Origin of the sequence: Lactobacillus sp. ESL0791 (assembly GCF_029433255.1) — a bacterium.
Classification (GTDB): Bacteria; Bacillota; Bacilli; order Lactobacillales; family Lactobacillaceae; genus Lactobacillus.
On record NZ_JAQTHU010000001.1, the window covers coordinates 897,647 to 918,137 of the forward strand.

Genomic DNA, 20,491 nt, shown 5'->3' on the forward strand with positions numbered 1-20,491 from the left:
CAATGGCAATTGCCAGAGGATGAAAATAAAGCATTGATATTCTCCTAGTTTATTAATGTTTTACTTTCTTTAATGACAGTTCCATGGCTGGAGTAAGAACCATCAAGAATGAGGGTGTCATAGTTATGGAATTTATCAAAATTATTGACGTAAACATTAATTATAACGGTAAGGATTTATTTACTATTCCGGATTTAAAGATCAGCGGGCACGAAAAAATTGGTTTAATTGGGGAAAATGGTGCCGGCAAGACTACATTGATGAAGGCAATCAATCATTTTCCTGCTGCTGCTAAGGGTCAAATCATTAAAAATTGTTCGGTGGTCTATGTGCCGCAGCTTTTGGCGCAGTCGGAGAAAAGCGGCGGCGAACGCGAAAAGATCGCAGTCAGTGAGGCGCTTTTTCAATTAAGGCAAAGTGCTGATAGCCTGTTGATGCTGGATGAGCCGACTTCCAACTTAGATGAGCACCAGCAGGAATGGCTGATTAGTCAGCTGCAAGCTTTGCCCAATCCAATGCTGCTGATCAGCCACGACCGGCATTTTCTCAACCGGGTCGTGAATGAAATTTGGGATTTAAAAGACCAGAAAATAACTCAGTTCAAAGGCAGCTATGCTGATTACGAGGCATTTATTCAAACGCAAGAAGAAAAGAAACGGGCTGAGTATAAGCGCAAAGATGTAAAACGTAAGAGGCTGCAGCGTGATTATGAACAGCGAATATCTAAGGCTAAGAAAATCAAAAAAAAGAAAAAGGGTGTTTCTGTTTCTGATTGGAAGAGTCACGGTGATTATGATCATGTTCAGCGAAAGATGCTGCGTAGTACGCGTGTTTTGGCTAATCGGTTAAAGGCAGAAACCGATACTATCGAAAAGCCATACGAAAAACAACCAATCACTCTCAAAAATGTTACGGCTGATTTAGCTAGTTTGGAGATTCCTACCAAAACTAATTTGCTCAGTATTAATCCACAAACAGTTGCAGTTAAAGAACGTAAATTATTTGCCTTGGAACATGAGCTGCGGGTTACCGGAACAGCTAAAATTTCTTTGGTCGGTGATAATGGCGCAGGTAAATCAGTTTTTTTAACTCAGTTATTTAATAAGCAGCTTGCAGGATTATATAACGACAAACTGCAGGTGGGCCTGTTTAATCAGGATGTAACCAAGTCACTTTCGGCTAAGACGTTGTTAGAAACAATTATGGCAGAAACAATTTTTGACCGTAGTAGCACGATGCAATTACTGGGGGACCTTCATTTACAAGAAGCGATGAAGCAGCCGGTTGATGAGCTGAGTGGCGGTCAGTTAGTTTGTTTCAATTTGGCGATGATATTGGTTGGTCAATACAACCTGCTTTTGCTGGACGAGCCGACTAATTTCCTTGATATAAGTGCGATTGAGGCTTTGAGTGATTTTATTAAGAATTATCCCTTTGCGGTCATTATCGTTTCGCACGATAAGCGGTTTGTCAGTGATTTGGGTCTGACCAAGTGGCAGATTAAGGATGGCCAACTGCTTAATGGAGCATATTTAGGGAAACATGCAAAAACTAATAGCAATGAGCTCGCCTTGCTGAAATTCAAGCGTGATCAGATGCTGGCGGATCCGAATGTGTCGTTTGCGGAAATTGCGAAGATCACAGAAAAATTGCAGCAATTACAATAAAAATTGAATACATAGGAAAGAATAGGGAATCGCTAAAAATAAAAGCGATTTCTTATTTTTTCACCCTTTGCATTTTTCTTAAATTTGTTATAGGATATTTACTTGAGATAGTTAGCTTGCTAACTATTTTTACATTTAGGAGGAATTAGATGCAAAGAAAATTAGATGCAAAATTAATCTTTTCAATTCTTGCTGCTGGTCTGATGTCATTTTCGGGCGTTCTGATCGAAACAGCAGGAAATATCACGTTTCCCGTACTGATGCGGGAATTTCATGTCAATATGGCCACGGTGCAGTGGATGACAACGGGTTACCTGTTGATTGCCGCAATCATCATGCCGCTTTCCGCATATTTGAAGAAAAATTTTAGTTCGAGAAAATTATTTGTTACAGCCGCCGTCCTGTTTATTGTTGGCCTGGTAATCGACTCTTGTACGACCGATTCCATGGGCTTTGTTTTCCTGGTAGTCGGTCGGATCATTCAGGGTGCAGGTGCCGGAATAGCCCTGCCCCTGATGTTTAACATCATTCTTGAACGGACCCCGCTTGATAAAATCGGTCTGCTGATGGGAATCGGCACCATGATCACGGCCGTTGCTCCGGCCTTAGGACCGACTTTTGGCGGCTTGGTGGTTAATTCACTCAGCTGGCGCTACATTTTTATTTTAATTATTCCGGTAATGGTTATTTCCTTTATCATGGGAGTGATTTGCATTACCAAGGATCCGTACCCGATCGAGCGCACCAAGCTGGACTGGACGGGTTTCATCGAAATTGCTTTGACTTTTGTCGGCCTGATTTTGGCTTTCAGCAACCTGTCAGGGATCCTGCAGCGGCCGGTAAACTTTATTGTTCCGCTGGTTATTGGGCTGATCGCGCTGGTCTTGTTCATCAAGCATTCCCTGAACGTGAAGAATCCGCTGCTTAATATTAGGTTGTTTAAAAATTCCCGCTTTACGGCAGGGATCACGGCCTACTTTATTTTTCAGGTTAATACGGTGGGGCTGTCCTTCATCCTGCCAAACTACCTGCAGCTGGTTAACGGTGTCAGCGCCATGCTTGCCGGCCTGCTGCTTCTTCCCGGTGGAGCTTTGGGCGCCATTGCTTCACCGGTCGGAGGCCGGATGTTAGATAATTATGGCGCCAGAAAACCGATTATGACGGGTGCCTGCTTTGAATTGGCCGGCAGCGTCATGTTCTGCCTGTTTGCACAGCACTTTAATGCAGTCAATGTCCTTGTTTCTTACCTGGTGATCATGCTGGGGACAGGACTAATCATGGGTGACACAATGACTTCGTCCCTCAACCTGCTGACCAAAGAAGAAAATGCGGACGGTAACGGCCTGTTCAACATGGTGCAGCAATTTTCCGGTGCCGTTGGTACCTCAATTGTTTCGGCAATCATGCAGTTTGTGCAGCAGATGAGCTCCAAACCGACGACTGCCGGTAAATTAGTTGATGGCGCCCAAGTCGGATTAATTTTCTTGCTGATTTTAATTGTTATTGGCGTATACTTACTGTATCAAGCGACAAAGAAAGATCATGTAAGTGAGAATTAATCAATGAAGAAAAATTTTGGCTTGGCACTGCAGAGGGCTCAGAATACTTTTAACCGTAATGTTGACCATTATGCAAAAACGCTGGGGCTCACCGGCACCCAGATGGTCATTATTCAATATTTGAGTTCTGTTCCTAAAGAGCACAAAGTTTACCAGCGGGACATTGAACGCGAGTTTAATATCCGCAAGTCGACCGCAACCAATATTTTGAAGTTGTTGGAACAGAAAGATTTGATTGCCAAAAAAACAGACGGCCACGACAGCCGCCTGAAAGAAATCACGCTGACCGCACGTGCCGAGGTGATTAAGCGGGATGCAGCGGCGTATGTTGACCGCTCGGAGGCAAGGGTTGAACAAATTTTGGGTAAGCAGCTGCGCGATGAGGTGACTGCTGCCTTGCTGAAGCTAGACCATGAGTTATAAATAAATATCAAGTTCTCGTGATGATCGGTCACGAGAACTTTTTATTAATAAAAAATAAAAATTATTTTTATTATCAATTATTTTCTCATAGTAGTGTAAAATATTAGAAAATAACGTTGGTTATTATTTAAGGAGGAACTTATTTTGGATAAAGAACAGAAGATGCAGATTTTGCAGGACCTGGTGGAAATTAAGTCGGTCAACGGCGATGAATTACCGGTCGCAAAATATTTGAAGAACTTGTTAGCTAAAGCAGGCATTGAGAGTAAAATTTTGCCGCTCCCGGGTGCAGAAAATCGGGCCAACCTAGTTGCTGAAATTGGTTCGGGAAAGCCGGTTTTGGCAGTTACCGGACACATGGACACGGTTGACGTCAACGAAAAGAGCTGGAATACTGATCCTTTCAAGGTAACGCAAAAGGGCGACAAGCTGTATGGCCGTGGCACAACCGACATGAAGGCCGGTCTTGCAGCAATGATCATTGCTTTAATTGAATTAAAGGAGAGCGGCACCAAGATTCCTGGCACAATTCGCCTGCTCGTAACTGCCGGCGAAGAAGTCGGTCAACCCGGTGCCGAGGAACTGCAAAAAGAGGGCTATATTGATGGTGCTGACGCCCTCTTAGTGGGTGAGCCGTCAGGGCTGCCGTCAATCGTTTTTGCCAGCAAGGGTGAGCTTGATATTACCATCACGGCTAAGGGAAAGACAGCTCACAGTTCAATGCCATATTTGGGCATTAATGCCGTTGAACACCTGCTTGACGTTTTGGATGCAATCAAGAAACGGATGAAGGACCTAACCGCCGGCATCAAGAATGATGTGTTAGGAGAAACGGTCTTTAACATTGACACGATTAAGGGCGGCAACCAGGTTAATGCCATTCCAAATCTTGCCCAAGCCGAACTAAATCTGCGGACGATTCCGGAATTGTCTAACCCAAAGATTCTGCAGGAGCTGCAATCAGTGCTTGATGATTATAATGCCGCAAATAAGGGTCAAATTTCGATGACCGTTGACATGGATATTGTCCCGATTATCGGTGATCCTGACTGTCATTTAATTGATGTGGTTGAGGATGCGGCCCGGCCGTTTCTTGCCAAGCAAAAATTGTCGGAATCCGAAATTGCCCAAATTAAGACAACTGCCAAGTTGTCCAGCACGGAATATCATCCCGGTGATTTTGTCAAAATTGGTGTGTCCGGCGGTACGGATGGCTCGAAGTTTTTGATTGACCACCCAACCGGCTTCTCGTATCTGGTTTATGGTCCCGGCAGCGACACGGAGCACCAAGATAACGAATATGTTTCCCAGCAGATGTACTTCGACTTTATTGAAATTTACAAGCAAACCTTTGCCAAGTTTGGCGCTTAAGATTAATTTGAGCGGTGTTATCGAAAGGTAACACTGCTTTTTTATTGTGAGAGATGATAAGTTTATGGTTGTAGTAATTAATACTAACGAATATAATGATGTCTATAAAAAATAATGTGTTTTAGCAATAAGGTAAAATAATTGATTAATGGGGGCTATTTAATGAAAAAAGCAACTTGGGCTGCAAGTTTTTTGCTGTTGGGTGCACTGCTGTCTGGCGGCTGCGCTAAGAAGCAGGATAAACACGCAGACTCGGCGCACTCGGCGCAAGCCGCGCGTTCGGGGATGGTCATTCATGATCGTGATTTGGCGCAACTGGTCAGTCTGCCTGCTGCCAAAAGCAATAAGCCGACAAGGATAAAAAAAATATTTTCAGCAACTAATGGCGTTACAACTTATTCTGGCAATAAACAAAAACTGCCGTTTAAAAATTATTTAGTTCCTGTTGATTGGCAGGAACTGCAGGCAAAAGACCAGGAGTCTGTTTTTAAAATGTCTCCAACTTCGATTGGCGACGGCTTATTTGACCTTTACTTTTTGGATGCATACGATGGCAGCCCGTTAGATGATGGAAAAATTTATTCGGGGAAAAAGCTGGACAAATTGATGGAAGAAAATGGCAATCAGTTTACTGCGAAAACCACAACGATGATCAAGAAGCAAAAATGGCATGTGGGTTATCAACATATTAGCAAAAAGAAAATGGTTAATATAACTTTTTACAGGGTTGAAAACACCGGCAGCTTTTCCGATTCAACGATTGTTGTCACTTATAGTATGCCGGAAGCCGCAATTAAAAAGGATCGCAAACAGGTGCAAAAGAATATCGCGCAGGTTAAAACGGTAATCGCCAGCATCAGCAAGACTCGGAACGCTTCATAAAAGAGCTTTTTTAGATAAAATTGAACCTCGAATAAAAGTTGCTAATACTTTGATTGAGAAGGAACCGAATACCGCATTTCCACGTTAATCAGCGATTACAAGTTAACCGAGTCGAAAATCAGATACGAAAGAATGAATTACAGAAGATTCATTCTTTTTTTGAGCAAAGAATTAGGCAGGAAATATCTCCATTATGCTAGAATAAATCGTTGTCTTTTTATCATGTTTGTTTATAGTTTAGAAGGAAAAATGAAGATGGAGTTAAAACAAGCAGCTTTAACTGATTTTACGCAAATATTGGCGATAATTAAAGATGGAACTGGTCAGTTGGCCCAAAGCGGTATTAACCAGTGGCAGGGACAGTACCCCTCGGTCGCTCATATTAAGGAAGATATTGAGAATGGTCATGCCTATCTGGCAATTAATGAGGGTGGGCAAACCGTCGGCACGATTGCTATTGTTGAAACTCCCGAAGAAGTTTATGAAAAAATCAACGGTGAGCTGCAGCGTGTTCATAATGAGTATGTTGTTGTTCACCGGGTGGCAGTCCGCTCCAAGTATGCCGGCCACGGTTACGCGACGCAGATGCTGCGGGCGGCAATCGACCTTGTCCACAGTGAGAAGCCTGGAGTTAGTTCCATCATGATTGACACCCACGAAAATAATAAGGCAATGCAGCACTTGATTAAAAAGATCGGTTTTGAACAAATTGCCTCATTTGACGGAATCTATCATCCGGGGGAATTATCTTACGCTTACGAATATAACTTAAAATAATTTAGGCAAAAGAAAAACGAATCACTATTTTACGGGTGGTTCGTTTTTTGCTTAAAAAATATTTTCTAGCCGTTAGCAACTGTGAAACGGGTTTGGTGGTGCTTCGGAGTAATCAGTTCATCAACCAAAGCTGCCGCCATGGTCCCGGCAGTGGTGACGGACTCGTGGTGATCGTTATAGAGAAGCTCGTTGTCGCCGGATAATATTTTGGCTGTCTTTTTACCCGGAATAAAACTGAGGGCAGGTGAGACACCAAACCAGTCAACGTTATCAACGTTTTGCAAAAACTGGTATTCCTTATATTGATTTTGCGGGGTAGCGCGCCAGGATTTAGTTGTCGGATCTTTTTCAAAATCCTTAACAACCAAGTGGTGATCGCTTCCCGTGGTTAGGCTGCCGGCGCCGAGGATAACACCCAGGCGAATTTTGCTGTTTTCCCGCAGCAAGTGAACGAGATGCGCCGCTAGGTCGGTCTGCAGGTATGCCTTGTTAGGAGTGGTGGCGAAGGCATCCAGGACAGCAGCGCAGCCCGCGAAATCTTCTTTAGTCAGCGTGAAGGCGTCTTTGGCCAAAACTTCGATTTGGGGTACTTCTTCTTTCAGCTGGGTCAGCTTTTCTTCAGAGCGGCCGTTAGCAACAACGGCAATTCCTTGTTTAACTGCTGCCTTGACAAAGGCTGAACCCGCCATTCCGGTGGCCCCGACTACAAAAACTTTCATATTTATCTCCTTAACAGTTCTGCATTTTTACTTTTTTCTATCATCGTTTGTCTAAGTTTAATAAGTCAATTAGTAAGCAGTGTGAATAAAAAAGCTAAAATTAATCAGCTTTTTTATTATCTTTTGTAAAAGGAGCCGTTTGCATCATTATAGTTGAGACGAATCTTTTTATTAAAGTAATAAGTATTATGACCATGATCATTTACAACCAGCGTCCGTAATTTTTTCCCTTTGTAATTAATGGAAGTAGTTGATAAATATTGCCGAAACTGTGGCATCTTTTTTCCAATGTAGATCAAATACTTATTATTGTTATACTTTTTCACCGTTACTTTTCGATAATGCGGTTTCTGTCCCGTATCATACAAGGCCTGGGTATTTTTGGTATACTTTTGTACGGCCCAGCTTGTGCCGATATTATGCTGATACCAGCTGCCGCGTAATTTTTTAGGAACCGTGTGGCTGGTTTTAACTTTGGCTGCGACAACTGGTTGGTTGAACGCACTTGTGTTGATAGCAGCACTACCGATAAGGCCGAGACTGGTAATTGTCGCTGCTAAAATTTTTTTATAACGCAAAATAATAACCTCTTTCTTTTTTTTCAATAATAAAAATTTGTCTATATTTTACACTAATTTTATCGGAAAGTATATCATCTGTAATTAATCTGCTATTCATTTAGATAAAAATAGTGGATTATTATTGTCAAGTTAATCCTATTATTAGACAGATTACAAACAATGAAACATGCCAGATACAATATTGTCAAGATTATTCCTGAGTGCTAAAATTTATTTCACTAACTTAATTTATCATTGATTGCCTATACAATTTCATAATCTGCTTAGGTTTTTTTACCTGAACGGACTATCAGCAAACTTCAAAATATTAATGTCCTATTATTTTACTAGCTTGAGGTAATCGCTTTTTGGAGAGGTTCTTATGAAAAATAAATATACTGCTAATCAAAAGTGGACTGTTGCGTCATTTTCGCTCGGAACAATGTTGGAAGGCATGGATGTGATGCTGCTTTCTTTTGCCTTAATCCCGATTATTACCGAGCTGCATATTAGTGGGGCAGCTGGCGGCATGATCAGCTGGATTACCACCCTGGGCATGTTGGTGGGTTCAATCGTTTTTGGAACGTTGGCTGACACCTTTGGGCGGGTGAAAACTTTTAACTATACCCTGTTGATTGTCGGAGTTGCTACCGGCTTAATGTATTTTGCCAATAATATTTATTTGATTTACCTGCTGCGCTTTTTCGTGGGCTTTGGTAACGGAGGTGAATACGGCACCGGGGTCACCCTGGTGACGGAAAACTTTAAGGATAAAAAAATCGGCACCCTGCTGGGTTTTATCCAAACGGTTGGTGAAATGGGCGTAATTATTGCGGCCCTTTTGTCGTCGGTTATTTTGCCGCGGTATGGTTGGCATGCCCTGTTTCTTCTCGGATTGCTGCCGATTATCTTTGCCTTTTTTGTCAGAATGAACTTAAAGGAAAATCCTAATTTTGTGGCTCATGCAAATAAAGAAAAGAAGAAATTCTCGCTCAGTAAGTTCGGACAACTGTTTGCTGGTCCCAAGATTGCCTGGCAGACAATTGCCATTATTATTATGGTGACAGTTGAAAATGCCGGCTACTATGGCCTAATTAACTGGCTGCCATCAATCATGCAGAAAAAATTAGGCGTCAGCATTACCAAATCGTCCTTATGGATGATCACAACGATTATTGGTGTCTGCCTGGGAATGATCGTTTTTGGCAAGGTCTTGGATAATTTTGGCCCGCGGATTGCCTTTACAATTTTTAATTTAGGTGCGGCAGTCTTGGTGTACACGATTCTAACCGCATCCAGCGGCTTAACCTTGCTGCTGTCTACCACCTTTGTCGGTTTCTTTGCTGGTGCGACCTATATGGGTTTCGGCGTGATTGTCAGCCAGCTGTACCCAATGAGCATCAGGGATACGGCCAACAGTTTTATCATGAGCTGCGGCAAGGCCATTGGTGGTTTTTCTTCGGTTGTGATTGGCTTTTTGATGGATCACTCGACTCTGATGATGATCATCGTCTTTTTGTCAGTTATTTATCTTGTCAGTACGCTAGCACTCTATACGATACCAAGCTTGAAGAGTAAGAAGTTTAATTAGGAGGAGAATATGGAAACGGATTTAAAGGAATTTATTGCCGGACTGCCAAAGGCTGAACTGCACGTTCATGTTGAGGGCACGCTGGAGCCGGATCTAGAGTTTGCCTGTGCGCAGCGCAACCACATTGATATTGGTGCCAAAACGGTGTCAGACATCGATCACAGCTATGGTTATGGACTGGAAGAGTTCTTGAAGGCCTATTACACAGGGATGAAAGTCCTGCGTACCGAGCAGGATTTTTATGACCTGACCTGGGCCTACCTGCAAAAGATGGCCCACAGCAGTGTCAAACACGTTGAATTATTCTTTGACCCGCAGGCGCATACAAGCCGCGGAGTCAGTTTTGCTGCGGTAATCACTGGAATTCACCGGGCAATTGTTGATGCTCGTGCACTTGGGGTTGATACCCAGCTGATCATGTGTTTTTTGCGGGACTTTTCAAAGGAATCGGCGTGGCAAACTTTGCTGGCGGCGGAACCCTACCGTGAAAAAGGCTGGCTCACAGGTGTGGGGCTTGACTCAGCCGAACACCATAATCCGCCGCTCAAGTTTATGCTGGTTTTTGCTAAGGCCAAAAGCCTGGGCTACCAGCTGACGATGCACTGTGACCCCAGGCAGGTGGATTCGGTTGCCCACATTAAGGAGGCACTGGAGGTGATTGAGGTTGATCGGTTGGACCACGGAACCAATATCACTGAAGATCCGGATTTGCTAGATTATTTACTTAAGCAGGATTTAGGTATTACTGTTTGTCCGATTGCTTATTATTACACGCGGCAGAATATGGAGCTTACGGCCATTAAGGAGCTGTTTGCCCGCGGTGCAAAGGTCAGCCTGAATTCGGACGATCCTGCGTATAAGGGTGACACTTATATTAATGATGTTTATTACCGTTTTGCTCAAGAAGCTCATTGGGGTAAAGACGAGTTGGCCCAAATCGCTAAAAATTCGTTCACAAGTTCCTGGCTGAGCGTCGAGGCAAAAAAAGCCTACCTCAAGCAAGTTGATGATTACGTCAAGGCAAACAACTAAAAATAATTAAAGCTGAGGCAATCTTAATTCGAAAAGATTGTCTTTTGTTATTATGTTGTTTTATATATATTACATAGTGTAAATGTGGGTTGATTCTGTTAAAATTTTAAATTGGTGATGGAAATGGAAAATAAGGCAATCGATGTTGGGGTGCTGGCCGCTAAAATTCTGATCGAATCCGGATCGGAAATGTGGCGGGTTGAGGACACGACTAAACGGATCGTCAATCATGCGGCTAAAAACAAGTCCGAAGCATTTACCAGCATGACTGGGGTGTTAGTCAGTCTGAAGAATGCGCATTATACCCGTTTTATTCAGGTTGAAAAACGGGGCATCAATATGAATAATATTAATTCAGTCAACCGCTTATCGCGTTTGTATACCCAAAACCGAATTTCACTGAATGAACTGGAAACGGACTTGCTTAAGGTTGAGAAGTCTAAGCCGCAGTATCCGGTCTGGCTGCAAACCGTGGCCGCCGGCTTTGAGAGTGCTTTTTTCATGTTTATTTTTACGCAGACCTACGACTGGCCCGATTTTCCGCTGGCTTTTTTTGCGGGCGCTTTGGGCTATTTTGTGACCTGGTACCTGTCGTCGCATATTCGTATTCGTTTTATCGGTGAATTTGTTGGTGCGCTGGTGATCGGGCTCTGCGCCGTTGTTGGGGTACGCCTTCATCTCGGTAATAATGTGCAAAATATAATTATCGGTGCGATCATGCCGCCGGTTCCCGGAATTCCGATGACAATTGCCGTGCGCGATATTTTCGAGGGCAACCTCCTGTCGGGTTTGGAAAGAATGATGGAATGCCTGATCACGCTAAGTGCGTTGGCTTTCGGTATCGGTGTTGTCCTGCATTATGCATAGGGCGGAAAGGAAGTATGTAAAATGACTTGGTACCATTTTATCATTCAGCTGACCTTTAGTTATTTAGGGACCGTTGCCTTTGGTTTTTTTATTAATCTGCCTAAAAAAGCTTTGAATGTTTCCGGGATAACTGCCAGTATCGGCTGGATTCTTTACTGGCTGATTTTTGAATTTCAGCTGGGGGCAATTTTAGCGAATTTCGTGGCGGCCTTTGTGGTTGGCTTATTGGGAATATTTTTTGCCAAGAAAAAGAAAATGCCCAGCACAATGTTTGTCAGTGCCTTGGTGCCGCTGGTGCCCGGAGCGAGCGGCTACCAGGCAATTGAGGCCTTTATTAGCCATACAACCCTTCTGGCGATTGAAAAAACGGTGCATGTGGCGATGGTTGCCGGTGCGATTGCCTTTGGTTATGTCTTTTCGCAGGTGGTGGCGGAGTTGCTGCGAGCAAGAAAGAAACGGCGGAGTTAAGCTTAATGATGGAAAAAAATTGTGAAATTTGCAGGCGGATTGCGCTGATTAAGGAAAATAAGAATCCGTATTTTGTTAAAGAGCTGGCAACTGGCTATGTTGTTCTGGGCGATAACCAGTATTTTAAAGGTTATACTTTGTTTTTGTGCAAGCAGCACAAGACTGAGCTGCACTTTTTGGAGCGCGCTTACGAAGATCAATTTTTGCATGAGATGAGTTTGGTCAGTGAAGCTGTTTACCATGCCTTTGCGGCTGATAAAATGAACTGCGAGCTATTGGGAAATGGAGATTCGCATGTTCACTGGCATTTGTTCCCGCGTAAAAAGAATGACACACCTGTTCCGGGTCCGGTTTGGTGGCTGGATCGAAACATTATGTATGATGATGCAAATAAATTGTCGGCAGGTGAGCTGCAGCTGTTTAAAGACCGGTTAAAGCGTGAATTAGATAAAGTATTATAAGCAGTCATTGAAGTAATTTGCATGTGTGAGAATTGTTGTCAATTTTACGTATTCACGTAAATAATAACAACAATTATTTTTATTGTAATTTTAGATAAACGTGGATATAATTTATCTATAAGTGGGGGTGCGATTATGCAGGTTTTAATGAAAAAGTGGGGCGATTCGCGAGGAATACGTGTGCCTAAAGATATTTTAGACAAACTAGAAATTTCTTCTGATAGGGCAACCTTTGATATTTCTGTTGAAAATAATAAGCTTATCTTAACACCAATAAAAAAAGAAAGTGCGCTTATGAAGCGGTTTTCTGACTTTGACTATGAGACATATTGGGATGCTTGGGAAGACAAGCATCCACAGCAATCTAAGGAACTAGATTGGGGTAAACCTCAAGGCCAGGAAGTGGACTGGGGTAAGCCGTCTGCAAAATTTGCGGATGATTAGGTGAGAATAAATGAAGCTAGATATTCATCAAGGGGATATTATTTGGTTGAGCTTTGATCCGAGCTTAGGACATGAGCAAAAGGGGCACCGGCCCGCATTGGTTGTATCAAGTGATGACTTTACCTTATTAACGCGCTCGTTGGTGAAACTAATTCCAATTAGCACCACTAAAAATAAATTTCCGTTACACATTCCCTTGCCATCCGACCTTAAAACGCAAGGTGTGGCTGAAGTGCAGCAAGAAACCACGTTAGATCTTTCATATCGAAGATGGAAAAAGGTTGAACATGTTGATGAGAAATTTTTAGATAAAATCCTTCAATTAATTAAAGAAACTTATGAAAAAAGAGCTTAACAAATAACGCCGCGAACAATAAATTCGCGGCGTTATTACATTTAATGACCTTTATGTTTTTGCAAATGTTTGGCTTGGCGGCAAGCAAAGCGCTCCTGTTGCTGCTTATTTTTAGCAATTTTCTGTTGCTTTTTGCGTCCGGCTTTTTCTTTTACAAATTCTTTTTTCAAAATTAATTGTGCCTTTGTACCTGTTGCTGTTTTGACAGCCTTGCATGCTAACCTTTGGCGCCTTTTGGGATTAATGCTCTTAATTGGTCTGGCATCAGTATCATCCTTTACTTTGAAAAATTTGATGCTGGCCCATTCATTAATAATTAATGCATAAATCAAAGTGGTTTTAGGCTGCGCTGTCCCCAAGACAACCTGTCCCACTTCATAGTTGGTATCGGAATGCCTTTCAAAGATTGCCTTATAAAAGGGCGGATCGAAAACAATGGTTAAAGAACTTTGAATAACTGACATAAAATGTCATCCTCCTTAAATAAATTAAGAAAGATGGACAACCAAGGAGGCAGGTTACTGATAGCATGCGCTACGTCCGGACTACCAACCGGACCGTGTTTTTTCTTTCTAATATTAGCCTACCACAAAACAATTGTTTTTTATGGAAATTTTTCACATAAGCGGTCGGTTTTGTTTAAAGATATTTGCTTATTGCTGTATTAAAGTTTTATAATACTAGAGATTATAATTTTTTATGCAGGAACTTAAAATGGGAAAAAATGTTGTAATTGCTCAATTTTTTACTAATATGTACGATGCGCTTCTTAAGCAAACTTTGCAAAATGTTGATATTGTGAAGGAAACACATAATTTATATGAGTCAGTAGCAAGATATGATCTGGAACTAGATACTCTAATTAATTTTGTAAATCATACAAAAGCGCCAAAATTGCAAAAATTCATTACCATTAAAACTTTTAATCATTATCCAAGTAATAAATTTTATTTTTTGCGCTGGGAAATAACTTTTGATTATTTGTTAAGGCATCCTGAAATTGAAAATGCTGCACTCGTTGATGCAGGTGACGTTGAGATGCTTAACTATCCATTTGACGATCTTGAAAAGGATATGTTGTATGTTGGTGATGAAAATCTGAACCTTACTTGTTTTATTATTGCAGATGATAATAAGCCTAAATATGTAGCCGACTTTACTGAAAAGGGACGGTATTTGCAGATGTTAAATGCTGGTATTTTGGTTGGCAGTCGTAAAATATTACTTGAATTTTTAGCTATTATGGTTAGATTAATTGTAGAAGATGCGAAAAATGAAAAATTTCACCCTGAAAAGGCTCATTTAGGGAATTATGAGATGTCACTGGTAAATTATGTTCTTTACAATATGTTTCCAGGAAGAGTTTGTCATGGGCGCAAAGTAGCAACCCGTTTTACATATTATGAGCGGAATAGTTCAGCTTGGTTTAAGCATAAATAAGGAAAATTGGTGCAAGATGAATGAAAATGAATTTCTCAAACGATATGGTACGAACGTATTTACTTTTCAAGTCTACATAGATAAAACTTGGAAAAATGTTCAAATGGGTAGAACTTCAAATGCGCCCTTGGTTATTATTTTTAATCAAGATCATACTTTGAGTTTTCCGTCTAAAATAGGCTTTTATCCTGACGAACGTCGCTGGGAATTCGATGAAGCGAAGCAAGAGATCATTTTTAAAGATGAGTCTGGAACTAAAATTACAGATCGATATGTATTACCAACTGTTAATGATGACCATTTTTTTATTTTAGTTGATGTTAATGACAAAAATAAACATTATATTTGTTCCAAGAATTTTAATTTTAACCAAAGCGTAGTGATAACCAGTGCTTTGCCCAGTCAGCGTTTAATTTTAATGGAAGAACCCCGCTCCGCCGAAATTAAAGCAGATATGGAAGATTATAGTAAAAAATACTGTTGTGCGCTTAAGCTGCTGCCGAAGATGGCGAATGATCAGTGGGCGCTAATTAATAATGCCTGGTCAGTAATTTGTCATGATCCTGATTTGCAGGAAGTTTGTGTGCTTATTGAGGGGCTACCCAATTTAGATGAAAAAGTCTGGTTTAAAAAACTAACCATTCAAGCTGGCGATAATCAAATCAAGCTGATTTCTGGAAAACGGTCAGACGTTATCGTTGCGTTAAGTCAGCTGCTGATTATGCATGATCACCAGCTTTTAGCCCAAGAGAAAATAGCGCCCCCAATTGAATTACTGCCGCAGATAATTACGGATTAAGTAGACTTAATTTATTAGAGGAAGAGAATGAATAGGGGAGATTATCTACAAAGGGTAACACTAGGCAAGGTGCAAACCAATCCTAAGATTGAATTAGCTGAATATGAGCCACATTGGCCGCAGGATTTTCAGGAAGAGAAGACTAAGATTAAACATGTTTTGGGCGAAACAGCATTAAAAATCGAGCATATCGGTTCAACTTCGGTTCCCGGTTTGTGTGCCAAGCCGATAATTGATATTCTGCTGCTTGTACCGGATTCCGGGAATGAAGAAAGTTACGTGCCGCAATTAGAAAAAGCGGGCTACATCTTGCGGATTAGGGAACCTGAGTGGCAGGAGCACCGGATGTTTGTCGGTACAAAAAGAAAGCTGCACCTGCATGTTTTCAGTCCAAATAGTCAAGAAGCTAGGGACATGCTGCACTTCCGTGACTGGCTGCGCATCAACAAAGCTGACCGAGAAAAGTATCAGCAGGCAAAAGAAGATTTGGCAAAACGCTCTTGGAAAACCGTGCAGGAGTACGCCGATGCCAAGGGACCGGTGGTAAACGAGATCAAGAAGCGGGCCAACCACTATTTTTTGAATAATTAGTTTGTAAAAAAATGCAATCCCCATTAGTGAGAATTGCACTTTTTTAATCAACCGATTTTAATGCCTCGAGCATATCAATGTTTTTCAACTTATTATTGACAACAAAACCAAGAATCAGCGTGATTAGACCAATTACACCCAGCGGCCAAAGGAAGCTGGAGACCGATAATCCCGGATTGAACATCACGTTGTCGGGTGGAACGACATAAAGAATATAGCGGTAGAGCAGGTCGCCTGTCAGGTAGCCGACCAGAATGCCGATTCCGGTTAAAAGAATTGTCTCGCGATAAATATACATGGTAACTTCGTTATCGTAAAAGCCTAAAACCTTGATCGTTGATAATTCCCGGATCCGCTCAAAGATATTAATGTTGGTTAAATTATATTGGATGACGATTGCTAGTAGGCCGGCAACGACGATCAGAACCACCATAATCATGTTCAGCGACTGCACAACCGTATCGATTTCCTTACTGAGGGCAGTGTTTTGAACCACACCGGCGACGCCCGCAAGTTTCATGAATTGTGCGGCTTCTTGTTCGGTGTTTTTCCTGCTGCCATTTTTAAGAATGATCATAGCGGCATTGGCGTGATAGTTTTTACCAAAAGCCTTGCGGTAGGCATCCTTGTTCATGAAGATGAAATGTCCCATATACATTTCGGTAAGGCCAGTGATCTTAATCGTGTAGTGGCGGTCATTTGCACCGTCAACAGTGATTTTATCGCCGACATTAACGCCTAACAAGTCGGCCAGACGTTCGGAAACGACTGCCCCTTTGTCGGTTAACGCCAATTGCTGCCCAGTTTTACGCTTGTTTAAATGCACATAATTGGCAAAAGACTTCGTGCTCGACGGAACAATCAGGGTAATATCCTGGGTGTCATTATTTTTACCGGCTACCTTGGTTAAAGATTCATAATGTACAGGTGCACTGGCCTTAACTTCTTTACTAGCCATTTTATCTTGAATTGCCGACTTTTGTTTAGCCGTGATTGGTGTTTTTTGGGCAACAATCATATCGTAACGGATGAGGTGGCCGAATTGACGCTCGTTGATGCGGCCGATTGAGTTTTTGACTGAAAAACCGGCAAAGAGCAGTGTGGCGGCCCCACAGACACCAAAGATGGTCATCAGCATTCGTTTCTTGTAGCGGAAAATATTCCGCGCCGTTACCTTGTGGGTGAAATTAAGGTGATTCCAGATGAAAGGAATCTTTTCCAGCATGATTTTTGAACCTTTGGCTGGCGGTTTAGGCAGCAGCAATGCTGCCGGTTTTTCAGAAATTTCGCTTTTGGCGGTCAAATATGCCGGAAAAACCGTGCTTAGCAGGGAAAGAACCAGTGCAATCAAACTGATTGGCCAATAAAAATGTTCTTCAATCGGCGGCAGTGTGATCGCCTTGTAATAGGCATGATAAACAATCTGCGGCAGCAAGGTGTGCCCCAAATAAATACCGATAATTGTGCCCAGCGTTCCGGAAATAAAACCGTAGAAGGTGAACTTGTTGATGATCACCCGATCATCGTAGCCTAAAGCTTTCAAGGTTCCCGAATTGATTCGTTCTTCATCAATAAAGCGGTTCATTGTTGTAAAGGTAACTAGTGCTGCAACAAAGTAAAGGAAGATCGGAAAGACCTTGGCAAGATCGTCAACAACTTGGGCAATCGTGGTGTAAACGACATTACCCTCATTTCCGGGAATTTCCCGCCGGGTATAAACGTTATAATTTGGCTCTTTTAATTCTGCAGCTTGCCGTTTTACTTTATCTAACGCCCGCTGTTTGCTATTGATTTTCTTATTAGCTTTGCCAGCAAGATGTTGAAATTTTGCCTGACTTTGGTGATAGGCAGCCGCTTTTACAGCAAGTTCCTGCTTTGCCTGTGCTAGTTGTCCGGCATTTTTGCCCAACAGCAGCTCTTGCTGACCAATTGCGGCTTTGGCCGCAGCGAGTTGCTTTCCTGCTTGCTCCAATTTTGCTTGCTGCACTTGCAGTTTTTGCTTTGCCTGTGTGATCTTTTGCTGCTGAGGCGCAAGCTGCCGGTCAATATAGTGGCTGATCCGCTTCTTGCGCAGTGGTGCTTCTTTCTTTAGTTCCTTTTTTAAAGCTTTTTTATCGTTGCTGATCCGCAGCGTATAAGTTGCGCCATAAGAATCGAGGCCACGCAAATTTTTATATGTGAGGTTGGCCGTTGTGTAAACCGTCTGCACAAAATTTTGCGGCATGACAACCGCATAGCCCTTTAATTCGCCGCTGCCGCTGGTGCTTTGGCCTAAATTGACACTGGACAGGATCTGGCTTGAGCGGACAAAACCGACAATTTTAAATGAATGACGCTTTAAAAGCCTTGTTCCCAGAATATTTTTCTTCTCGGCAAAAGTAATTTGCTGCCCGATTCGATAATGTTTTGCATAGTTGTCCGCTAATGCGATCTCATTTTTCTGAGTAGGCAAGCGGCCCTTGCGCAGCTCATATTTGCCGACCTTTTTTGGCTTAGAAAAAATCCGGAAGCTTTCACGATTGCTTTTGATAACCGTATCGGTCATGTAGCCGAATTCGGCTTCCTTAAGACCGCGTGTTTTCTTGATGCGGTTAACATCTTGCTTGTCCAAACCATAATCGCTGATGACAGTTAGATCGGGGGTGTTTAACTTTTGCGCGTAAGTGTTACCGGTCGCCCGCATGTCGGGGCCGGTAACAAAGAGGCCGACAAGGGCAAAAGCACCGATCATCATTAGGCCGAGAATCGATAAAAATTGCCCCTTGGTATGCCTAATCGACTGCCAAATATCCCGCCAGATAATTTTATTCATCATCTTCACCTACCATTTAACGTTTGCAATTGCTTCGGGTTGCTCATTTTGTTCAATTTGGGTCACCTTGCCGTCATGAAAATGAATCACGCGGTCGGCGATAGGGGCAATTGTGCTGTTGTGGGTGACGATAATAACAGTTGTGCCCTTTTTGCGGCTCATGTCGGCAATAATCTGGAGCACCTGCTTGCCGGTCTCGTAGTCAAGCGCACCGGTTGGCTCGTCGCAGAGGAGAATTTTGGGATTTTTAGCAATGGCTCGAGCAATTGCCACCCGCTGCTGCTCACCGCCGGATAATTCGGCCGGAAAATTGTTGATGCGTTTTTTAAGTCCCACGTCGGTTAGTACCTTAACAGGATCCATCGCATCACTAACAATTTCCGAAGCCAGTTCGACGTTTTCGCGTGCGGTCAAGTTTTGAATTAAATTGTAAAACTGGAAGACAAAGCCGATATCATTTCGGCGGTAGGTTGTCAGTTGGCGTCGATTGTAGTTGGCGATATTGTAGCCGTCAATGATGACATCGCCTTCAGAATTTGTGTCCATGCCGCCCAGAATATTTAAAATGGTTGATTTGCCGGCACCCGATGCCCCCAAAATCACGGTCAGTTCACCTTTCTTAATTGTAAAACTAACGTCATTGTTGGCCAAAACCTCGGTATCGCCAGTTTGGTAGCGCTTATAGCTATGTTTTACTTCAATATAACTCATTTCTTGCTTAACCTTCTCTTTATTGTAGATAACTTTCCAATACCTGCAGAACGCCGCTGTCATTGTTGCTGGGTGCCTTATATTTGGCCAGCTTGATGATTCGCTCGTCACCGTTGGCCATCGCGTAGCTGTAACCCGCCAGTTCCAGCATTTCTTTGTCGTTCAGGCCATCGCCAAAGGCAATTAACTCTTCCGGCTTAATATCAAAATAGCGTAAGAAATATTTTAGCCCTTGGGCCTTGTTGACACCGTACGGCATAACGTCAATGTTGCTAAAGCCGCTTGTGGTGCAGAAGATGCGTTCACTGTTGCTATTATTGAATTCACGTTCCATCTTGCCGGCTAGAGATGAGCTACAGTCAAGCGTCAGTTTGGTAATCCGGTCACTTGGCGGAATTTTCGTTAAGTTTGCCATCTGAACTAAGTCGGGATAATAAAAGAACATTTTTTTCTTAAAATCCGGCGTTGCTCTGGGATTGATGTAGGCCCGATCAATTCCGCTGGCGGTAATTTGAGCCGAAGGATAATAATTTTGAATAAAATTGATTAATTTAATTGCCGTTTTATAAGTAAAAACATGACTAGAAATGATTTTATTGTCCTGCAGTAAAATCGATCCGTTATCGGCAACAACGTTGATTCGGTTTAAGAAGCCGCTGAAATCGCGCCGCAGCCGCATCATTGGGCGGCCGCTGGAAACAATAAAGTGAATATGGTGCTGGCGCAACTTGGTTAAAACATGTTCGAAACGGCGGTGATCGTATTCTAGCTGGTCATTTTCAAAAGTCCCGTCCATGTCCACGGCAACTGCTTTAAAGTGAATTTTTGGCATTATGTTCTCCTTAACTTATATAACTATGATAATTATACAGTGAAGTATTTCATAATTTAACGAATTTGGCTAAATTTATCAAAAAAACAGACCTACTTGAAAGTAAGTCTGTCTAAAGCGTCATATTAAA

22 protein-coding genes are annotated in these 20,491 nt (G+C 42.4%); 16 read left to right on the forward strand and 6 right to left on the reverse strand.

Annotation, left to right across the window (positions count from 1 at the left end; genetic code table 11):
* Window positions 1-125 precede the first annotated feature (125 nt).
* The 6 genes from PT285_RS04520 (at window position 126) to PT285_RS04545 (ending at window position 6,679) form a co-directional block, all read left to right on the forward strand.
* A complete protein-coding gene (locus PT285_RS04520; protein WP_277148175.1) occupies window positions 126-1,667 on the forward strand; it encodes an ATP-binding cassette domain-containing protein in 1,542 nt (513 codons plus the stop codon).
* 149 nt (window positions 1,668-1,816) lie between these two features.
* Window positions 1,817-3,226, forward strand: a complete 1,410-nt coding sequence (locus tag PT285_RS04525; RefSeq protein WP_277148177.1) for a DHA2 family efflux MFS transporter permease subunit — start codon at window positions 1,817-1,819, stop codon at window positions 3,224-3,226.
* Window positions 3,227-3,229: 3 nt separating this feature from the next.
* Window positions 3,230-3,649, forward strand: coding sequence for a MarR family winged helix-turn-helix transcriptional regulator (locus PT285_RS04530; protein WP_277148179.1), 420 nt, complete (start codon window positions 3,230-3,232; stop codon window positions 3,647-3,649).
* Window positions 3,650-3,793: 144 nt separating this feature from the next.
* On the forward strand, window positions 3,794-5,020 hold the full coding sequence (locus PT285_RS04535) for an ArgE/DapE family deacylase (RefSeq protein ID WP_277148181.1): 1,227 nt from the start codon (window positions 3,794-3,796) through the stop codon (window positions 5,018-5,020).
* A gap of 162 nt (window positions 5,021-5,182) precedes the next feature.
* A complete protein-coding gene (locus PT285_RS04540; protein WP_277148182.1) occupies window positions 5,183-5,902 on the forward strand; it encodes a hypothetical protein in 720 nt (239 codons plus the stop codon).
* A gap of 255 nt (window positions 5,903-6,157) precedes the next feature.
* Complete coding sequence (locus PT285_RS04545) at window positions 6,158-6,679, forward strand: GNAT family N-acetyltransferase (RefSeq protein ID WP_277148185.1); 522 nt, start codon at window positions 6,158-6,160, stop codon at window positions 6,677-6,679.
* A gap of 65 nt (window positions 6,680-6,744) precedes the next feature.
* On the opposite strand, the gene PT285_RS04550 is transcribed toward PT285_RS04545, so the two are convergent.
* Together PT285_RS04550 and PT285_RS04555 are read right to left on the reverse strand one after the other, a co-directional pair.
* Window positions 6,745-7,398, reverse strand: coding sequence for an NAD(P)-dependent oxidoreductase (locus PT285_RS04550; RefSeq protein ID WP_277148187.1), 654 nt, complete (start codon window positions 7,396-7,398; stop codon window positions 6,745-6,747).
* 116 nt (window positions 7,399-7,514) lie between these two features.
* Window positions 7,515-7,976: a hypothetical protein gene (locus PT285_RS04555; RefSeq protein ID WP_277148189.1), complete on the reverse strand. Its 462-nt coding sequence runs from the start codon at window positions 7,974-7,976 to the stop codon at window positions 7,515-7,517.
* A 364-nt stretch (window positions 7,977-8,340) separates the two neighbouring features.
* On the opposite strand from PT285_RS04555, the gene PT285_RS04560 reads away from it, so the two are divergent.
* The 7 genes from PT285_RS04560 (at window position 8,341) to PT285_RS04590 (ending at window position 13,176) form a co-directional block, all read left to right on the forward strand.
* The gene (locus PT285_RS04560; protein ID WP_277148191.1) at window positions 8,341-9,549 is read left to right on the forward strand and encodes an MFS transporter; all 1,209 of its coding nucleotides are present in this window, start codon (window positions 8,341-8,343) and stop codon (window positions 9,547-9,549) included.
* A gap of 9 nt (window positions 9,550-9,558) precedes the next feature.
* Window positions 9,559-10,581: an adenosine deaminase gene (gene add, locus PT285_RS04565; RefSeq protein WP_277148193.1), complete on the forward strand. Its 1,023-nt coding sequence runs from the start codon at window positions 9,559-9,561 to the stop codon at window positions 10,579-10,581.
* 123 nt (window positions 10,582-10,704) lie between these two features.
* Window positions 10,705-11,448: a threonine/serine exporter family protein gene (locus tag PT285_RS04570; RefSeq protein WP_277148195.1), complete on the forward strand. Its 744-nt coding sequence runs from the start codon at window positions 10,705-10,707 to the stop codon at window positions 11,446-11,448.
* A gap of 21 nt (window positions 11,449-11,469) precedes the next feature.
* Window positions 11,470-11,916, forward strand: coding sequence for a threonine/serine exporter family protein (locus tag PT285_RS04575; RefSeq protein WP_277148197.1), 447 nt, complete (start codon window positions 11,470-11,472; stop codon window positions 11,914-11,916).
* A 5-nt stretch (window positions 11,917-11,921) separates the two neighbouring features.
* Window positions 11,922-12,377: an HIT family protein gene (locus PT285_RS04580; RefSeq protein ID WP_277148199.1), complete on the forward strand. Its 456-nt coding sequence runs from the start codon at window positions 11,922-11,924 to the stop codon at window positions 12,375-12,377.
* 135 nt (window positions 12,378-12,512) lie between these two features.
* Window positions 12,513-12,821: an AbrB/MazE/SpoVT family DNA-binding domain-containing protein gene (locus tag PT285_RS04585; RefSeq protein ID WP_277148201.1), complete on the forward strand. Its 309-nt coding sequence runs from the start codon at window positions 12,513-12,515 to the stop codon at window positions 12,819-12,821.
* A 10-nt stretch (window positions 12,822-12,831) separates the two neighbouring features.
* Window positions 12,832-13,176, forward strand: coding sequence for a type II toxin-antitoxin system PemK/MazF family toxin (locus PT285_RS04590; protein ID WP_277148203.1), 345 nt, complete (start codon window positions 12,832-12,834; stop codon window positions 13,174-13,176).
* 41 nt (window positions 13,177-13,217) lie between these two features.
* Here the strand turns inward: PT285_RS04590 and PT285_RS04595 are convergent, their stop codons facing one another.
* Complete coding sequence (locus PT285_RS04595) at window positions 13,218-13,640, reverse strand: YjdF family protein (RefSeq protein ID WP_277148205.1); 423 nt, start codon at window positions 13,638-13,640, stop codon at window positions 13,218-13,220.
* Between the two features lie 250 nt (window positions 13,641-13,890).
* Here PT285_RS04595 and PT285_RS04600 point away from each other — a divergent pair, with 250 nt between their 5' ends.
* From PT285_RS04600 to PT285_RS04610, 3 genes are read left to right on the forward strand one after another with little or no spacing between them, the layout of a single operon-like run.
* Window positions 13,891-14,616 carry a hypothetical protein gene (locus PT285_RS04600; RefSeq protein ID WP_277148207.1) on the forward strand — a complete coding sequence of 242 codons (726 nt, stop codon included), beginning with the start codon at window positions 13,891-13,893 and terminating at the stop codon, window positions 14,614-14,616.
* A gap of 16 nt (window positions 14,617-14,632) precedes the next feature.
* On the forward strand, window positions 14,633-15,415 hold the full coding sequence (locus PT285_RS04605; protein ID WP_277148209.1) for a hypothetical protein: 783 nt from the start codon (window positions 14,633-14,635) through the stop codon (window positions 15,413-15,415).
* A 27-nt stretch (window positions 15,416-15,442) separates the two neighbouring features.
* Entirely contained in the window at window positions 15,443-16,006 is a 564-nt protein-coding gene (locus tag PT285_RS04610) for a GrpB family protein (protein WP_277148211.1), read from the forward strand.
* Between the two features lie 43 nt (window positions 16,007-16,049).
* Here PT285_RS04610 and PT285_RS04615 read toward each other — a convergent pair whose 3' ends face one another.
* From PT285_RS04615 to PT285_RS04625, 3 genes are read right to left on the reverse strand one after another with little or no spacing between them, the layout of a single operon-like run.
* Complete coding sequence (locus PT285_RS04615; RefSeq protein WP_277148213.1) at window positions 16,050-18,821, reverse strand: FtsX-like permease family protein; 2,772 nt, start codon at window positions 18,819-18,821, stop codon at window positions 16,050-16,052.
* A gap of 6 nt (window positions 18,822-18,827) precedes the next feature.
* Window positions 18,828-19,529 (reverse strand): ABC transporter ATP-binding protein, encoded by a 702-nt coding sequence (locus tag PT285_RS04620; protein ID WP_277148215.1) that lies wholly within the window; start codon window positions 19,527-19,529, stop codon window positions 18,828-18,830.
* A gap of 19 nt (window positions 19,530-19,548) precedes the next feature.
* A complete protein-coding gene (locus PT285_RS04625) occupies window positions 19,549-20,361 on the reverse strand; it encodes a Cof-type HAD-IIB family hydrolase (RefSeq protein ID WP_277148217.1) in 813 nt (270 codons plus the stop codon).
* Between the last annotated feature and the right edge of the window lie 130 nt (window positions 20,362-20,491).

What these genes read in the sequence shown, in the direction of transcription:
- PT285_RS04585 (WP_277148201.1), top strand. Translation starts at nt 12,513, where the DNA reads ATGCAGGTTTTAATGAAAAAGTGGGGCGATTCGCGAGGAATACGTGTG.
- PT285_RS04540 (WP_277148182.1), top strand. Translation starts at nt 5,183, where the DNA reads ATGAAAAAAGCAACTTGGGCTGCAAGTTTTTTGCTGTTGGGTGCACTG.
- PT285_RS04520 (WP_277148175.1), top strand. Translation starts at nt 126, where the DNA reads ATGGAATTTATCAAAATTATTGACGTAAACATTAATTATAACGGTAAG.
- PT285_RS04545 (WP_277148185.1), top strand. Translation starts at nt 6,158, where the DNA reads ATGGAGTTAAAACAAGCAGCTTTAACTGATTTTACGCAAATATTGGCG.
- PT285_RS04590 (WP_277148203.1), top strand. Translation starts at nt 12,832, where the DNA reads ATGAAGCTAGATATTCATCAAGGGGATATTATTTGGTTGAGCTTTGAT.
- PT285_RS04570 (WP_277148195.1), top strand. Translation starts at nt 10,705, where the DNA reads ATGGAAAATAAGGCAATCGATGTTGGGGTGCTGGCCGCTAAAATTCTG.
- PT285_RS04600 (WP_277148207.1), top strand. Translation starts at nt 13,891, where the DNA reads ATGGGAAAAAATGTTGTAATTGCTCAATTTTTTACTAATATGTACGAT.
- PT285_RS04560 (WP_277148191.1), top strand. Translation starts at nt 8,341, where the DNA reads ATGAAAAATAAATATACTGCTAATCAAAAGTGGACTGTTGCGTCATTT.
- PT285_RS04620 (WP_277148215.1), bottom strand. Translation starts at nt 19,529, where the DNA reads ATGAGTTATATTGAAGTAAAACATAGCTATAAGCGCTACCAAACTGGC.
- PT285_RS04615 (WP_277148213.1), bottom strand. Translation starts at nt 18,821, where the DNA reads ATGATGAATAAAATTATCTGGCGGGATATTTGGCAGTCGATTAGGCAT.
- PT285_RS04595 (WP_277148205.1), bottom strand. Translation starts at nt 13,640, where the DNA reads ATGTCAGTTATTCAAAGTTCTTTAACCATTGTTTTCGATCCGCCCTTT.
- PT285_RS04580 (WP_277148199.1), top strand. Translation starts at nt 11,922, where the DNA reads ATGATGGAAAAAAATTGTGAAATTTGCAGGCGGATTGCGCTGATTAAG.
- PT285_RS04575 (WP_277148197.1), top strand. Translation starts at nt 11,470, where the DNA reads ATGACTTGGTACCATTTTATCATTCAGCTGACCTTTAGTTATTTAGGG.
- PT285_RS04625 (WP_277148217.1), bottom strand. Translation starts at nt 20,361, where the DNA reads ATGCCAAAAATTCACTTTAAAGCAGTTGCCGTGGACATGGACGGGACT.
- add (WP_277148193.1), top strand. Translation starts at nt 9,559, where the DNA reads ATGGAAACGGATTTAAAGGAATTTATTGCCGGACTGCCAAAGGCTGAA.
- PT285_RS04610 (WP_277148211.1), top strand. Translation starts at nt 15,443, where the DNA reads ATGAATAGGGGAGATTATCTACAAAGGGTAACACTAGGCAAGGTGCAA.
- PT285_RS04525 (WP_277148177.1), top strand. Translation starts at nt 1,817, where the DNA reads ATGCAAAGAAAATTAGATGCAAAATTAATCTTTTCAATTCTTGCTGCT.
- PT285_RS04550 (WP_277148187.1), bottom strand. Translation starts at nt 7,398, where the DNA reads ATGAAAGTTTTTGTAGTCGGGGCCACCGGAATGGCGGGTTCAGCCTTT.
- PT285_RS04605 (WP_277148209.1), top strand. Translation starts at nt 14,633, where the DNA reads ATGAATGAAAATGAATTTCTCAAACGATATGGTACGAACGTATTTACT.
- PT285_RS04530 (WP_277148179.1), top strand. Translation starts at nt 3,230, where the DNA reads ATGAAGAAAAATTTTGGCTTGGCACTGCAGAGGGCTCAGAATACTTTT.